Source organism: Thauera aminoaromatica S2 (genome assembly GCF_000310185.1).
Lineage (GTDB): Bacteria > Pseudomonadota > Gammaproteobacteria > Burkholderiales > Rhodocyclaceae > Thauera > Thauera aminoaromatica.
In genome coordinates, this window is record NZ_AMXD01000005.1 from 45,075 (window position 1) to 60,325 (window position 15,251).

At 67.7% G+C, this 15,251-nt stretch carries 16 protein-coding genes and 2 tRNA genes; 15 read left to right on the forward strand and 3 right to left on the reverse strand.

The annotated features are described in order from the left end of the window. The first annotated feature begins 3 nt into the window (after positions 1–3). The 15 genes from C665_RS02200 to rpoS all read left to right on the forward strand — a co-directional run bounded on the left by C665_RS02200 (position 4) and on the right by rpoS (position 11,540). Positions 4–246, forward strand: a complete 243-nt coding sequence (locus C665_RS02200) for a GlsB/YeaQ/YmgE family stress response membrane protein (protein WP_004299079.1) — start codon at positions 4–6, stop codon at positions 244–246. A 69-nt stretch (positions 247–315) separates the two neighbouring features. Further along, positions 316–392: transfer RNA gene (locus tag C665_RS02205), tRNA-Val, on the forward strand. 186 nt (positions 393–578) lie between these two features. Beyond that, positions 579–2,495 (forward strand): threonine--tRNA ligase, encoded by a 1,917-nt coding sequence (thrS, locus tag C665_RS02210; RefSeq protein WP_004299082.1) that lies wholly within the window; start codon positions 579–581, stop codon positions 2,493–2,495. Between the two features lie 26 nt (positions 2,496–2,521). Next, complete coding sequence (gene infC / locus C665_RS02215; RefSeq protein ID WP_082047932.1) at positions 2,522–3,043, forward strand: translation initiation factor IF-3; 522 nt, start codon at positions 2,522–2,524, stop codon at positions 3,041–3,043. A gap of 145 nt (positions 3,044–3,188) precedes the next feature. After that, complete coding sequence (gene rpmI, locus C665_RS02220) at positions 3,189–3,386, forward strand: 50S ribosomal protein L35 (RefSeq protein ID WP_004299086.1); 198 nt, start codon at positions 3,189–3,191, stop codon at positions 3,384–3,386. A gap of 12 nt (positions 3,387–3,398) precedes the next feature. Continuing rightward, positions 3,399–3,758: a 50S ribosomal protein L20 gene (rplT, locus tag C665_RS02225; protein WP_004299089.1), complete on the forward strand. Its 360-nt coding sequence runs from the start codon at positions 3,399–3,401 to the stop codon at positions 3,756–3,758. Positions 3,759–3,913: 155 nt separating this feature from the next. Further along, positions 3,914–4,945, forward strand: coding sequence for a phenylalanine--tRNA ligase subunit alpha (pheS, locus tag C665_RS02230; RefSeq protein ID WP_004299092.1), 1,032 nt, complete (start codon positions 3,914–3,916; stop codon positions 4,943–4,945). Between the two features lie 49 nt (positions 4,946–4,994). Then, positions 4,995–7,385 (forward strand): phenylalanine--tRNA ligase subunit beta, encoded by a 2,391-nt coding sequence (gene pheT / locus C665_RS02235; RefSeq protein ID WP_004299094.1) that lies wholly within the window; start codon positions 4,995–4,997, stop codon positions 7,383–7,385. Position 7,386: 1 nt separating this feature from the next. After that, a complete protein-coding gene (locus tag C665_RS02240) occupies positions 7,387–7,692 on the forward strand; it encodes an integration host factor subunit alpha (RefSeq protein WP_004299096.1) in 306 nt (101 codons plus the stop codon). Then, entirely contained in the window at positions 7,673–8,053 is a 381-nt protein-coding gene (locus tag C665_RS02245; RefSeq protein WP_004299098.1) for a MerR family transcriptional regulator, read from the forward strand. Before C665_RS02240 ends, C665_RS02245 begins: the two co-directional genes overlap by 20 nt. A gap of 84 nt (positions 8,054–8,137) precedes the next feature. Further along, positions 8,138–8,214 (forward strand) — tRNA-Pro (locus C665_RS02250). A 141-nt stretch (positions 8,215–8,355) separates the two neighbouring features. After that, positions 8,356–9,099 carry a 5'/3'-nucleotidase SurE gene (gene surE, locus C665_RS02255; RefSeq protein WP_004299100.1) on the forward strand — a complete coding sequence of 248 codons (744 nt, stop codon included), beginning with the start codon at positions 8,356–8,358 and terminating at the stop codon, positions 9,097–9,099. Further along, positions 9,096–9,749 carry a protein-L-isoaspartate(D-aspartate) O-methyltransferase gene (locus C665_RS02260; RefSeq protein ID WP_004299102.1) on the forward strand — a complete coding sequence of 218 codons (654 nt, stop codon included), beginning with the start codon at positions 9,096–9,098 and terminating at the stop codon, positions 9,747–9,749. The genes surE and C665_RS02260 overlap by 4 nt, the downstream gene beginning before the upstream one ends. A gap of 16 nt (positions 9,750–9,765) precedes the next feature. Beyond that, positions 9,766–10,590 (forward strand): peptidoglycan DD-metalloendopeptidase family protein, encoded by an 825-nt coding sequence (locus C665_RS02265; protein ID WP_004299104.1) that lies wholly within the window; start codon positions 9,766–9,768, stop codon positions 10,588–10,590. An 11-nt stretch (positions 10,591–10,601) separates the two neighbouring features. Further along, positions 10,602–11,540 (forward strand): RNA polymerase sigma factor RpoS, encoded by a 939-nt coding sequence (rpoS, locus tag C665_RS02270; RefSeq protein WP_012585785.1) that lies wholly within the window; start codon positions 10,602–10,604, stop codon positions 11,538–11,540. A 34-nt stretch (positions 11,541–11,574) separates the two neighbouring features. Here rpoS and C665_RS02275 read toward each other — a convergent pair whose 3' ends face one another. The 3 genes from C665_RS02275 to C665_RS02285 form a co-directional block, all read right to left on the reverse strand. Then, the gene (locus C665_RS02275; RefSeq protein ID WP_004299109.1) at positions 11,575–12,360 is read right to left on the reverse strand and encodes a DUF2189 domain-containing protein; all 786 of its coding nucleotides are present in this window, start codon (positions 12,358–12,360) and stop codon (positions 11,575–11,577) included. 11 nt (positions 12,361–12,371) lie between these two features. After that, positions 12,372–13,436: a lytic murein transglycosylase B gene (gene mltB, locus C665_RS02280; RefSeq protein WP_051021663.1), complete on the reverse strand. Its 1,065-nt coding sequence runs from the start codon at positions 13,434–13,436 to the stop codon at positions 12,372–12,374. Then, positions 13,433–15,251: transglutaminase TgpA family protein (locus C665_RS02285; protein ID WP_004299112.1), on the reverse strand; the 1,819-nt coding region annotated here is incomplete at its 5' end. The genes mltB and C665_RS02285, both read right to left, overlap by 4 nt.

A 15,251-nucleotide genomic window follows, 5' to 3' on the forward strand; every position in this document is an offset into this window, starting at 1 on the left:
ATCATGGGCATCATCGGAACCATCCTCATCGGCCTGATCGTCGGCTTCGTCGCGCGCCTGCTGCACCCCGGCAAGGACGGCCTCGGGATCATCATGACCTCGCTGCTCGGCATCGCCGGCTCGCTGGTCGCCACCTACGGCGGCCAGGCGCTCGGCATCTATCACGCCGGCGAGGGCGCGGGTTTCCTCGGTGCGGTCATCGGCGCGGTGGTGATCCTTTTCGTGGTGACCCGCCTCAAGAAATGATCCCGTTCCGCGGCACTGCAAAAAAACTTTGACAAATTTTTCGCAGTGTCTATAATGCGGGACTTCAGCAGGCGCGTAGCTCAGTTGGTTAGAGCACCACCTTGACATGGTGGGGGTCGTTGGTTCGAGTCCAATCGCGCCTACCAGGATTCTGGAGTCGAAAAGTCATGTTCCGAACTACCACTCAGGCCGGAAACTGAACAGGTCGGCTCCGCTTGTCTGCTAAGAGAAAAAAGCGCGCCCAAACCGCGCTTTTTTTTCGTCCACGTTTTTCCCGATTTCCCCTGTACGTCCTGCGCCTCGCGGGGCGACAACAGCCCGAGGCTACAGCCATGCCCAACATCACGCTTCCCGACGGTTCCGTGCGCAGCTTCGATCACCCGGTGACCGTCGCCGAGGTTGCGGCTTCGATCGGTGCCGGTCTCGCCAAGGCGGCGATCGCCGGTCGCACCGACGGGAAGCTGGTCGATCTCTCGCACCGATTCGAGGCCGACGCCGATCTGGCCATCGTGACCGACAAGAACGCCGAGGGCCTCGAGATCATCCGCCACTCCACGGCCCACCTGCTCGCGCACGCGGTGAAGGAGCTCTTCCCCGACGCCCAGGTGACGATCGGGCCGGTGATCGACAACGGCTTCTACTACGACTTCTCGTACAAGCGTCCCTTCACCCCCGAGGACCTGCAGGCCATCGAGCAGCGCATGGCCGAGATCGCCAAGCGCGAGATCCCCGTGCATCGCGAGGTGTGGCCGCGCGACAAGGCGGTGGACTTCTTCAAGGGCATCGGCGAGCACTACAAGGCCGAGATCATCGCCTCGATCCCGGCGGGCGAGGACGTGTCGCTGTACCGTCAGGGAGACTTCATCGACCTGTGCCGCGGCCCGCACGTGCCCTCGACCGGCAAGCTCAAGGTCTTCAAGCTGATGAAGCTGGCCGGTGCGTACTGGCGCGGCGACTCGAAGAACGAGATGCTGCAGCGCGTGTATGGCACGGCGTGGACGAAGAAGGACGAGCTCGACGCCTACCTGCACATGATCGAGGAGGCCGAGAAGCGCGACCACCGCAAGCTCGGCCGCCAGCTCGACCTCTTCCACATCCAGGACGAGGCGCCCGGCATGGTGTTCTGGCACGCCAAGGGCTGGACGCTGTGGCAGCAGGTCGAGCAGTACCTGCGCCGCACGATCGGCGAGCATGGCTACCAGGAAGTGAAGACGCCGCAGATCGTCGACCGCTCGCTGTGGGAGAAGTCCGGTCACTGGGGCATGTACTCCGACCTGATGTTCACCACGCAGTCCGAGAAGCGCGACTACGCGGTCAAGCCGATGAACTGCCCCTGCCACATCCAGATCTTCAACCAGGGCCTCAAGAGCTACCGTGACCTGCCGCTGCGCATGGCCGAGTTCGGCTCCTGCCACCGCAACGAACCTTCCGGCTCGCTGCACGGCATCATGCGCGTGCGCAACTTCGTGCAGGACGACGCGCACATCTTCTGTACCGAGAGCCAGGTGCAGGCCGAATCCGCCGAGTTCATCCGCCTGCTGCAGCAGGTGTATCAGGACTTCGGCTTCACCGACGTGCAGGTGAAGCTGTCGACCCGCCCCGAGAAGCGCGTCGGTACCGACGAGCAGTGGGATGCCGCCGAGGCCGCGCTTGCCGCCGCGCTCGACGCGCAGGGTCTGCAGTACGAGCTGCAGCCGGGCGAGGGCGCCTTCTACGGACCCAAGATCGAGTTCTCGCTGAAGGATTGCCTGGGCCGCGTGTGGCAGTGCGGCACGCTGCAGCTCGACTTCAATCTGCCGGTGCGCCTCGGTGCCGAGTATGTCGACGAGGACAACACCAAGAAGATCCCGGTGATGCTGCATCGCGCCATCCTCGGTTCGCTGGAGCGCTTCATCGGCATCCTGATCGAGCATCACGCCGGCGCCATGCCGCTGTGGCTCGCCCCGGTGCAGGCGGTGGTGATGAACATCTCCGAGGGCCAGGCCGAATATGCCGAAGAGGCGGTGGCGAGGCTGAAGAAGGCCGGCTTCCGCGTCGAGGCGGATTTGCGCAACGAGAAGATTAACTATAAAATTCGCGAACATAGCGTGCAGAAGCTGCCGTACCAGATCGTCATCGGCGAGAAGGAGAAGGCGGCAGGCCTGGTGGCCGTACGTGCCCGGGGTGGCCAGGATCTTGGCCAAATGTCCCTCGATTCGCTGATCGAACGCTGGCTTCGCGAAGTTGAAGCGAAAGCCGGATCGGTCTGATATTGGTTTTCGTGGAGAGTTGAACCATCGCACAAGAAAAAAAGCAGCGCGTAAATCGGGAGATCACTGCGCCTGAGGTCCGGCTGGTCGGCGAGGAGGGCGAGCAGCTCGGTATCGTCTCCCTGAACGCATCCCTCAGCATGGCCGAAGAGGCCGGGCTGGATCTGGTCGAAATCGCACCGATGGCCGTGCCGCCCGTGTGCAAGCTGATGGATTTCGGCAAGTTCAAGTATCAGGAACAGAAGAAGGCCCACGAAGCCCGACTCAAGCAGAAGCAGGTGCAGGTCAAGGAGGTCAAGCTCCGCCCCGGCACCGACGAGAACGACTACCAGATCAAGCTGCGCAACCTCAAGCGCTTCCTGGAAGAAGGCGACAAGTGCAAGGTGACCTTGCGCTTCCGCGGCCGCGAGATGGCGCACCAGGAGTTCGGCCTGCGCCAGCTCGAGCGCGTGAAGGCGGACCTCGAGGAACTCGGCCAGGTCGAGCAGATGCCCAAGATGGAAGGGCGCCAGATGATCATGATCATCGCGCCGAAGAAGAAGCACTGAGCTTCTTCCCGAAGAAATCGCCTCGCGAGGGGCGAGACCGCGGGAAGGAATTTCCCTCCGGCGGAAAACAAGTGGTGCCGGGTAACAAAACGCGCCGGGCTTTTCGGTGCTACCTGGTGTCATCCAAAAACATGGAGTCTCAGCAATGCCCAAGATGAAGACCAAGAGCGGAGCGAAGAAGCGCTTCAAGGTCCGCTCCAGCGGCGGGATCAAGCGGTCCCAGGCGTTCAAGCGCCACATCCTGACCAAGAAGACGACGAAGGTGAAGCGTCACCTGCGCGGCATGACCGAAGTGCATGCGGCAGATGAAAAGCTGATCCGCGCCATGCTTCCGTACGCCTGATAGGAGACCGCAATGCCCCGAGTCAAACGTGGTGTAACCGCCCGCGCCCGTCACAAGAAAGTCCTCTCCCAGGCCAAGGGTTACCGTGGCCGTCGCAAGAACGTCTATCGCATCGCCAAGCAGGCGGTGATGAAGGCGGGTCAGTACGCCTACCGCGACCGTCGTCAGCGCAAGCGTCAGTTCCGCACCCTGTGGATCGCGCGTATCAACGCCGCCGCGCGCGAGCTGGGCCTGACCTACAGCGTGTTCATGAACGGTCTCAAGAAGGCCGCGATCGAGATCGACCGCAAGGTGCTGGCCGATCTGGCCGTGTTCGACAAGCCGGCGTTCGCCGCGATTGCCGAGCAGGCCCGGGCCAAACTCGCTGCGTAATCGCGCGCAGCCAAAAAAAAGGAGGCCTGGCCTCCTTTTTTTTTCTGGATTCCCGGCGCCCGGCGGGCGCCGCGACCGGACTCCCCCGAATTCCCGATGAGCGGTGCGCTCCGCAGCGCTCATCCCGCAACACTGCATTCCGCCAGGGCAGGGACATGGAACAGCTCGATCAACTGGTACAACAGGCCGCCGCCGAATTCGCCGCCGCGGTCGACGGCGCGCAGCTCGAACAGGCCAAGGCGCGCTACCTCGGCAAGTCCGGCGCGCTCACCGAGCGCCTGAAGGCGCTCGGCAAGCTCGAGCCCGAGGCGCGCCGCGAGGCGGGCGCCGCGATCAACGCCGCCAAGACCGCGATCGAGGCCGCGCTCGAAGGCCGCCGCAACGCGCTGCGCGAAGCCGCGCTGCTCGCCCAGCTCGCCGCCGAGGCGCTCGACGTCACCCTGCCCGGGCGCGGTGGCGTGCAGGGCGGACTGCATCCGGTGAGCCGCACCCTCGAGCGCGTCGAGCGCCTGTTCGGCTCGATCGGCTTCGTGGTCGCCGACGGTCCCGAGATCGAGACCGACTGGCACAACTTCACCGCGCTCAACACGCCCGAGAACCACCCGGCGCGCTCGATGCACGACACCTTCTATCTCGAAGGCCACGACGACGTGCTGCTGCGCACCCACACCAGCCCGGTGCAGATCCGCGCCATGCAGGCCCACGTCGCGCGCCACCGTGACGCCGATGCCATGCCCGACCTGCGCATCATCGCGCCCGGCCGTGTCTTCCGCGTGGACTCCGATGCCACCCACTCGCCGATGTTCCACCAGGTCGAGGGCCTGTGGGTGGGCGAGACGGTGAGCTTCGCCGACCTCAAGGGCGTGATCGCCGACTTCCTGCGCCGCTTCTTCGAGACCGACGACCTGCAGGTGCGCTTCCGCCCGTCCTTCTTCCCCTTTACCGAGCCTTCGGCCGAGATCGACGTCGCCTTCATGAGCGGCGCGCTCGAGGGGCGCTGGCTGGAGATTGCCGGCTGCGGCGTGGTGCACCCCAACGTGCTGCGCTTCGGCGGCATCGACCCCGAGCGCTACACCGGCTTCGCCTTCGGCATGGGGCCGGACCGCCTCACCATGCTGCGCTACGGCGTGAACGACCTGCGCCTGTTCTTCGAGGGCGACCTGCGCTTCCTCGGCCAGTTCCGCTGAGCGGCTTCGCACAAGCTGCGCCCTACCACGCAATCCGGGTAATCGAATCATGCAATTCTCAGAACAGTGGCTGCGGACCTTCGTCGATCCGCAACTGGACAGCGCCGGACTCGGCCATCTGCTGACCATGGCCGGCCTCGAGGTCGAGGAGGCCGAACCCGCCGCGCCCGCCTTCCGCGGTGTCGTGGTGGCGAAGATCGTCGAGGCCGAGAAGCACCCCAACGCCGACAAGCTCAAGCTGTGCAAGGTCGACGCCGGCACCGGCGAATTGCTGCAGATCGTCTGCGGCGCGCCCAACGCTGCCGCCGGCATGAAGGTGCCATGCGCGGTGGTCGGCGCGGTCCTGCCCGGCGAGTTCGAGATCAAGAAGGCCAAGCTGCGCGGCGTCGAGTCCTTCGGCATGCTGTGCTCTGCGCGCGAGCTCGGGTTCTCCGAGGATCACTCCGGCCTCTACGCGCTGCCCGAGGATGCCCCGGTGGGCACCGACATCCGCGCCTACCTCGGCCTGGACGACACCTTGTTCACCATCAAGCTGACCCCCAACCGCGCCGACTGCCTGAGCCTGACCGGCGTGGCGCGCGAGGTCGCGGCGATCACCGGCGGCGAGTTCCGTCCGCTCGCGATCGACCCGGTCGCGCCCGCGATCGAGGCCCGCCGCGACATCGTGCTCGATGCGCCGCAAGCCTGTCCGCGTTACTGCGGCCGCATCCTGCGCGGCGTGGACGCGCGCGCCGCGACGCCCGACTGGATGGTGCGCCGCCTGGTGCGCAGCGGCATCCGCTCGATCAGCGCGCTGGTCGACATCACCAACTACGTCATGCTCGAGCTCGGCCAGCCCCTGCATGCCTTCGACAACGCCAAGCTGCAGGGCGCCATCCATGTGCGCCTGCCGCGTGCGGGCGAGCAGGTGCTGCTGCTCAACGAGCAGACGGTGACCCCGGCTGCGGACACCTTGCTGATCGCCGACGAGGCGCGCGCGCTCGCGCTCGCGGGCATCATGGGCGGCGAGGACAGCGGGATCACCCTCGACACCACCGAAGTCTTCCTCGAGAGCGCCTTTTTCGCGCCCGATGCGATCGCGGGCCGCGCGCGCGCCTACGGTTTCGGCTCGGATGCCTCGCACCGCTTCGAGCGTGGTGTCGATCCGGAGCTTGCGCGCGGCGCCCTCGAGCGTGCCACCCGTCTGGTGATCGAGCTGTGCGGCGGCGAGGCCGGTCCGGTGGTCGAGGCCGTCGCCACCGACGCGCTGCCCGCGCGCGCGCCGGTGCGTTTGCGTCCGGCGCGTGCGCGCCGCGTGCTCGGCATCGTGCTTGCCGACGCGGACATGCTCGCGCTGCTGCGTCGCGTCCACCTGCAGGTCGAGCGCACAGGTGACGACATCCTCGTCACGCCGCCGTCGTGGCGCTTCGACATCGAGATCGAGGAAGACCTGATCGAGGAGATCGCCCGCCTGCACGGCTACGACAACATCCCGGCGATCGCCCCGCAGGGCAGCCTGATGATGCTGCCGAGCAGCGAGAACGGACGCCCGGTGTGGGCGCTGCGTCACCTGCTCGCCGCGCGCGGCTACCAGGAGGTGGTCAACTTCGCCTTCGTCGAGGAGGCCTGGGAGCGCGACTTCTGCGCCAACGAGAACCCGATCCGCCTGGCCAACCCGATCGCCAGCCACCTCAGCGTGATGCGCTCCAGCCTGATTCCGGGCCTGGTCGGCACGCTCGCCGCCAATCGCAAGCGCCAGATCGACCGCGTGCGCGTTTTCGAGGTGGCACGCGTGTTCGAGCGCAAGGCCGATGGCGATCCGGTGCGCGGCTTCCATCAGGTGATGAACATCGCCGCGCTGGCGGCCGGCCAGGTGGTGCCCGAGCAGTGGGGCGAGCGCGCGCGCAGCGTCGACTTTTACGACGTGAAGGGCGATCTCGAGGCGCTGTTCGCGCCGCGCGAGCTGCAGTTCGCCCCGCTCTCGCATCCCGCCCTGCATCCGGGGCGCGCGGCCGCCGTGCGCCTGGACGGGCACATGATCGGCGTGCTCGGTGAACTGCATCCGGTGTGGGTGCAGCGCTACGAGCTCGGCACCGCGCCGGTGGTGTTCGAGGTTGCGCTCGATGCTGCGCTCGCCGCCCGCGTGCCGGCCTATGCCGAGATCTCGCGCATGCAGGCGGTGCGCCGCGATCTTGCGCTGGTGGTGGGCAACGAGGTTCCGGTCGAGCGCGTGCTCGAGGTGCTGCGCGAGGCCGCACCCGCGCTCGTACGCGAGATCGCGCTGTTCGACCTTTACCAGGGCAAGGGCATCGATCATGACAAGAAGAGCCTTGCCTTCAAGGTATCGATGCAAGATACTCGACGCACCCTCGAAGACGCCGAAGTGGATGCGGCCATCGCGCTGCTCGTGACGCATGCCGAAACCGTGCTGGGTGCGCGCCTGCGAGGCGCGGGAGCCTGACATGACCCTCACCAAGGCCGAGCTCGCCGACCTGCTGTTCGAGCAGGTCGGGCTCAACAAGCGTGAAGCCAAGGACATGGTGGAGGGCTTCTTCGAGGAGATCCGGACGGCGCTGGAGCGCGGCGACAGCGTCAAGCTCTCCGGCTTCGGCAACTTCCAGTTGCGCGACAAGCCGCAGCGTCCGGGTCGCAACCCCAAGACCGGCGAGGAAATCCCGATCACCGCCCGGCGCGTGGTCACCTTCCATGCCAGCCAGAAACTGAAGGCCGCGGTGGAGCAACTCAGCGATGCAAGCAAGCAGCCCTGAAACCGGTGGCGAGCAACTGCCGCCGATTCCTGCGAAGCGCTATTTCACGATCGGCGAGGTGAGCGAGCTGTGCTGCGTGAAGCCGCACGTGCTGCGCTACTGGGAGCAGGAGTTCACCCAGCTGAAACCGGTCAAGCGCGGTGGCAACCGGCGCTATTACCAGCACCACGAGGTCATGCTGATCCGGCGCATCCGCCAGCTGCTGTATCAGGAGGGGTTCACCATCTCCGGTGCGCGCAACCGCCTTGGGGAGTCGGCGATCCAGGAGCAGGAGAACGGCGTGGAACTCGAGCAATGCAGGTCCACGCTGCGGCAACTGCGCGCCGAGATTGCGGCCACGCTGCAGGAACTGCGCGCCTGATCCGCGGCACGATTCGCAGGCTGATCATCGCGCAGCAAAAGTACTGGTATTTCTGAAAACCGCTGCTATAATGGCGGCTTGTGTCGGGGCGTAGCGCAGCCTGGTAGCGCACTTGCATGGGGTGCAAGGGGTCGCGAGTTCGAATCCCGCCGCCCCGACCAATCAAACTAACCGGCCCAGGCCGGTTTTTTTGTTTGTGCCGTTCGCCAGGCGTGCCGCCTGGTACGCCATGCTAATATCTCCGCTCCCGCCGGTTCGCGGCGCCCCTTGCAATCCCTCGCAGCCACCCGCACGGAATCAAGATGCGCATCCTGGTCAGCAACGACGACGGTTACTTCGCCCCCGGCATCGCGGCGCTCGCCGAGGCGCTCGGTACGATCGGCCAGGTGACCGTGGTCGCTCCCGAGCGCGACCGCAGCGGCGCGAGCAACTCGCTGACGCTCGACCGTCCGCTCTCGCTTCGCCAGACCTCCAACGGCTTCTATCACGTCAATGGCACCCCCACCGACTGCGTCCATCTCGCGGTCACCGGGATGCTCGACCACCTTCCCGACATGGTTGTCTCCGGTGTCAATCACGGCGCCAACATGGGGGACGACACGGTGTATTCGGGCACGGTCGCGGCCGCCACCGAGGGCTTTCTGCTTGGCGTGCCCTCGATCGCGGTCTCACTGGTGAGCAAGTCGGCCACCGATTTCACCGCCGCCGCACGCGTCGCTCGCGACCTCGCCGAGCGCTTCATGCGCAACCCCTTTCCGCGTCCGGTGCTGCTCAACGTCAACGTGCCCGATGTCGCCTACGAGCGCCTGCAAGGCATCCGCGTCACCCGCCTGGGCAAGCGCCACAAGGCCGAGCCGGTGGTGCGCAGCGAGACGCCGCGCGGCGAGACGGTCTATTGGGTCGGTGCCGCGGGCGGTGCCGCCGACGCGGGAGAAGGCACCGACTTCCATGCGGTGGCCAACGGCTTCGTGTCGGTCACGCCGCTGCAGATCGACCTCACCCATACCGGCCTGATCGCTCCGGTCTTCGACTGGTTGCAGCGGTGAGCGTGCGCGCATCCGACCCGGGGCAGGCCTCGCGCGCACGCGCGCGCATGGTCGAGCGGCTGCGCGCCCAAGGCATCCGCGACGAGCGCGTGCTCGCGGCGATGCAGGCGGTGCCTCGCCACGCCTTCGTGGACGAGGGGCTGGCATTCAGCGCCTACGACGACACGCCGCTGCCGATCGGCTTCCAGCAGACCATCTCGCAGCCCTTCGTGGTGGCGCGCATGCTCGAACTGCTGCGCAACGGGCGCGAGCTCGGGCGCACGCTCGAGGTCGGCGCGGGCTGCGGTTATCAGGCTGCGGTGCTGTCGCTGCTCGCCACCGAGGTCTATGCCGTAGAGCGCATCCGCGGCCTGCTCGATCGCGCGCGCGCGAACCTGCGCCCCTTGCGCCTGCCCAACGTGCGGCTGAAACTTGCCGACGGTAGTCTTGGTCTCCCCGAGGCCGCTCCCTTCGACAGCATCGTCGTCGCCGCGGCGGCGGTCGGGCTGCCGCCGGCATTGAAGGAGCAGCTCGCCTCGGGCGGGCGGCTGATCATTCCGGTCGGTGGAGCGGAGCAGCGCCTGTTGCTGATCGAGCGCCAGGGCAATACCTTCCGCGAGACCTGGTGCGAGGCGGTGCGCTTCGTTCCCCTGATCGCGGGTACTGACTGAATCACGGTATTTTCGGATGCACAAGAACACTTCTCATCTTATCGCCCTCGTCGCCGCCGCGCTGCTTGCCGGCTGCGCCTCGCAGGGGACGGCGCCGGTGCGCGACGGTAGCGGGGTTTCGCCCGCACCGGCCGCTGCGGTCGCGCCGGCCTCGGGTTATCACACCGTCCGTCCGGGCGACACCCTGCTCGGCATCGCACGCCAATATGGCGTCACCCTGCCCGATCTGGTGTCGTGGAACCGGATCACCGACCCCGACCAGATCCACGTCGGCCAGAGCCTGCGCGTGTCGCCGTCGGCCTCGACGGGCGCGATCGCGGGGGCTGGGGGGGCCATCGCGACGCCGATCCCTTCGACCGGCTCCGCTACGGTCCCGACCGTGCGGGAGCCGGTCGGCGGCCGTGCGCCGGTGACCGAGCCCGCTGCGGTCGAGAGTCCGCCGCCCGCCGCGGCGGAGGCGCCGCCTTCGACGATGAGCGGCCAATGGCGCTGGCCGGCCTCCGGCAGCGTGATCGCCGGCTTCAACGAGGCTTCCAACAAGGGGCTCGACATCGGTGGCGCGGTCGGCGAGCCGGTGTATGCGGCAGCGGCCGGCAAGGTGGTCTACGCAGGCAGCGGCCTGCGGGGTTATGGCAAATTGATCGTGATCAAGCATAATCAGGAGTACAACTCCGTGTATGCTCATAACGACAAGCTCCTGGTCAAGGAAGACGACCAGGTCGCACAGGGCCAGAAGATCGCCGAGCTCGGCAGTTCGGAAGCCGATCGGCCCAAGCTTCATTTCGAGATCCGCAAGCAGGGCAAGGCGGTCGATCCGACCGGGTATCTGCCTGCGCGCTGAGGAGGGCGAGGATGGAAGAACCGGTCAATCTTGATGAACTGGAAAGTCAGCAGGAACCGGATCTTCCCCCTGAGGTGGAGGTGTTCTCGTTCCAGGCGCCGCCGGTTGTCGAGAACGAGTTCTTCAGCGACGTCACCCAGCTCTACCTCAACGAGATCGGTGCCAATCCGCTGCTGACCGCCGAGGAGGAGCTGGTGATCGCCCGCCGCGTGCGGATGGGCGACTTCGATGCCCGGCAGACGATGATCGAGCGCAACCTGCGCCTGGTCGTCAATATCGCCAAGCACTACCTCAATCGCGGGATTCCCTTGCTCGATCTGGTCGAGGAGGGCAACCTCGGCCTCATGCACGCGCTCGAGAAGTTCGACCCCGAGCGCGGCTTCCGCTTCTCGACTTACGCGACGTGGTGGATTCGGCAGAACATCGAGCGTGCGATCATGAACCAGTCGCGCACGATCCGCCTGCCCGTCCACGTGGTGAAGGAACTCAACCAGGTCCTGCGCGCGCAGCGCCACATCGAGGCCGATTGCAACGGCGAGTCCTCGCTCGAGCAGATCGCCAATCGGCTAGGCAAGACGATCGAGGAGGTGCGCAGCATCCTCGCGCTCGGCGAGCACACCGCCTCGCTCGACGCACCCCTCGACATCGACCCGTCCTTGTCGATCGGCGAGTCGCTCGCGGACGAGCAGCACATCTCCGCCGACCTTCGCATACAGTGCTCGGAAGTCGAGCAACTCGTGCGCGAATGGCTCGCGATCCTCAACGACAAGCAGCGCATGGTGATTCGTCACCGCTATGGCATCGACGAGTGCGAGTTGCTCACGCTCGAAGAACTCGCCGAACGCCTCGAACTCACCCGCGAGCGCGTGCGCCAGATCCAGCTCGAGGCGCTGGGCCAACTGCGCCGGATCCTGCGCCGGCGCGGAATCTCGCGCGACGCGCTGCTCTAGGCAAGCACAACGGCAGGTGCGCGCAGGAGTCCCGTCATGTCGCGGGCGCGGCAGGGGGAAAGGTGCGGAAGTAGAGTTCCCGGCTCGCGTAGGCCATCACCGGCAGGCTGACCAGCAGCAGCGGCAGGGCCATAACGCTGCCCATGATCACCGCGGCGAGCAGGAAGGCCCAGCACATCATCACGCCGAAGCGACCGAACACCGCACGCACGCTCGCCACCACGCCCGACACCAGCGTCGCGCGGCCATCGTAGATCAGCGGGATCGAGAACGCCGACACGGCGAACAGGATGAAGGCCAGCACTCCACCCATGATCGCGCTGTAACCGGCGTAGTCCATCACGACCTGCTCGATTCGCAGCAGGCGCACGAAGCCGATCGGCTCGCGGCCCACCATGAAGCCGTAGAGGATGCCGGCGTCGGTGATCCAGATCAGGAACAGCAGCCCGCAAACGAAGGACACCACCCAGCCGCCGCGCGGCATCTGCCGAAAACCGCTCCAGATGTCGCCGAAGCTCGGCTGGCGGCCCTTGCGCAGCTTGTCGGAGACACCGAAGAAGCCGGCCAGCAGTACCGGACCCACGAGCATGAAGCCCCCGGCGAGCGACAGGCTCATCGGCGCGATCGCGCCGAACTCGAGAATGCCGAAGAGCAGGGCTCCGATCACCACGAAGAGTAGTGCGAAGGCCATGCTCAGGAGCGGAATGGCCCGGAACTGCGTGATGCCGAAACGCAGCGCGCCGCCGAGGTCGGCGAGGCCGAGCGGCGCCGGACGGAGGGAGGAGGGGTCGGAGGACGACGGCGGGGCGCTTGCGGGCATGGGCGGATCCTTCAGCGGCGTTCGGCGCGGATTTCCTCCACCAGCCGGCCCAGGCGCAGCGCCTCGGCGAGCTCGAACACCGACATCGCGTAGAAACTGCTTCGATTGTAGCGCGTGATGACGTAGAAGTTCCGGTAGCCGAGCCAGTACTCGGTGTCGGCGCCCGGCGTCTCCAGGTCCACCAGGGTCGCCGCGGCGGCGACAGGGCGGCCGTCGGCGGTGGTGATGCCGTTGTCGGCGAGCAGCGCGGGCGCGAGCGTCGGCTCGATGCCGGCCGCCACCAGGCCGGCAGCATCGGTCGCGGGCGACAGGCGAGCGCGCTCTGCGACCGGTGCGCCTGCCTGCCAGCCATGCGCGCGCAGGTAGTTGGCCACGCTGCCGATCGCGTCCACCGGATCACCTTCGAAGTCGATCGCGCCGTTGCGGTCGAAGTCCACCGCATAGGCGCGCATGCTGCTCGGCAGGAATTGCGGGTAGCCGAGCGCGCCGGCGAAGGAGCCGTAATAGCTCGCCGGGTCGCGTCCCTGTTCGCGCGCGAGCAGGAACAGGGCCTCGAGTTCGCGGCGGAAGAGTTCGGCGCGCGGCGGGTAGTCGAAGGCCAGCGTGGCGAGCGTGGAGAGGGTCTCGAAGTTGCCGGTGTTGCGCCCGTAGATCGTCTCCACCCCGATGATCGCGACGATGACCTCGGCGGGGACGCCGGTCTCGCGCTCGGCGCGTTCCAGGGTATCGGCGTGCTCGTGCCAGAAACGCATCCCGCCGTCGATGCGGGTGCGGTCGAGGAAGCGCGCACGATAGGTCTGCCACGATCGCGCGCCCTTGCGCGCGGGGGGGGTGATCAGGCGGATCACCTCGGGATCGTGGCGGGCACCCGCGAGCGCGCGCTCGATTTCGCCGGCGTCGAGCGCATGGCGGCTGGCGATCTCTGCGGCGAAGGCGCGCACGTCCTCGCGCTCGGCGTAAGAGGCGTGCGCGGGCGTGCCCAGCGCGATCACGAGGGCAGCGAGGAGACCGCCGAGCGTGCGGGGCTGGCGCGGGGGCGAGGAAGGGCGGGCGGGGAGGGGTGGGGTCGGAATCATTCGAGGCGCAGTGAGGCGATGCGGTTGTACAGGAGCCGGAGTTGCTCCTCCGGGGCGGGCGGTCCGTAGCGCAGGCGGGCATAGAGCATGCAGATGCCGCGTAGTTCCGAGGCATGCGCCGGGAAGCGTGCGGCCAGTTCGTCCGCATAGTCCTGCGGTCCCTGCCAGGCCGGACGGGCCGCGCCAGCGGCGGCCATCTTCGCGCAGAAGCGTTCCCAGGTGCACGTGAGCGGGTCGCGCACGTGCGGGCGGCGCAGGCTCCAGGCATAGAGGGCGGCGAACAACAGCACCGCTGTGGCGACGAGCGCCCCCAGGGGCGGCGCCAGTCTGCCCGTGCCGAGGCCGATGCGGGCGAGGAGTTCGCGCTGACGCTCGGGATTGTAGCCAAGGACGTGCTGGTTCCACAGGTTCGCGACGGCCTCCCAGCGGTGGCGCAGGCCGCGCAGCCAGGCCATGTCGGCGCGCAGCATGAACGGTAGCTCGCCCGCGTCGGCGAGCGCCGCGGCCAGCCCGCCATCGATGCGCTCGGGGGCGGCGAGGGCGGTTGGGTCGACTCGCAACCAGCCGCGTCCCTGCAGCCAGACTTCGGCCCAGGCGTGGGCGTCGGACTGGCGAACCACGAGCTGACCGTCGATCGGGTTGATGTCGCCGCCCTGGTAGCCGGTGACGATCCGCGTCGGCACGCCTGCGGCGCGCATCAGCACGGCGAAGGCGGAGGCGAAGTGCTCGCAGAAGCCGCGCCGGGTGTCGAACAGGAACTCGTCGGCGGCGTGGCGGCCGAGCATGGGTGGACGCAGCGTATAGCCCAGGCGCAGGGCGCGCAGGCGGGCGAGCACGCGCTCCAGGATCTCGGCGTGGTCGCGCGCACCGACGGCGAGTTCGGCGGCGAGCCGGCGGCTGCGGGGGTTGCTCTCCGCGGGCAGGGCGGTGGCCGCGGCAAGCACCGCGGGCGCCTCGTCCATGCCGACCGGCGTGTGCGGATACGCGCCGAGCGTGAAGCGCGCTCGCGCCCGCAGGGGCTCTGCGGCGAGCGCGCGCAGGTCGCCGGTGTAGCGGATCGGCGGCTGCGCAGGCCCGGGGTGTTCGAGGGCGAGCAGCCAGCGGCGCAGGTGCGGCTCGATGGTGATCAGGTAGTCGATGCGTTCGCCCTGTGGTGTGTAGCTGGGTGCGAAGGACTCGGCGGCTGCCTCGGCGTGCCACTCGCGGCCGTCGAAGCGGGTGAGCACCGGGCCGCGCCAGTAGCGCTGCGCGGGTGGTGGCGGCGCGCCGGCGAAGGCGGCGCGCAGGGCGATCTCGTCGGATTGTCCGAGGGCGCTGATCGAGCCCGGTCGCATCGTGTCCGATAGCCCGGTGCGCGCCGAGAAGGCGTCGGCCGGCAGGCCCCACAGCGGGCCCTGGATGCGCGGGAAGAGCACGAACAGGATGAGCATGAAGGGCAGGCCCTGGGCGAGCAGGGTGGCCGCGGTGCGCAGGCGCTCGCGCTCGCCACCGTCCGGGTCGGCGAGCGCCACCAGGGCGCCGAGTGCGAGCAGGGTGCCGGCGAGGACCGGCACGGCCACCGGCAGGGACTGATCCTCGAAGAAGATCGCGAGCTGCAGGAACAGGGACAGCAGCACCCCGGCGCGGATGTCACGCGCCGCGCGCGTCTCCAGCAGCTTGAGGCCGAGCAGCAGGACCAGTACCGCCACGCCCGGCTCGCGGCCGAAGAAGTGCCCGAACTCCAGTCGCACCCCCGCGGCGGCGGCGAGCGCGAGCGCGAACAGCAGCGCGCGCGGAGGCGGCCGGCTGCCGCGCCACAGCAGCAGCGCGCGCCAG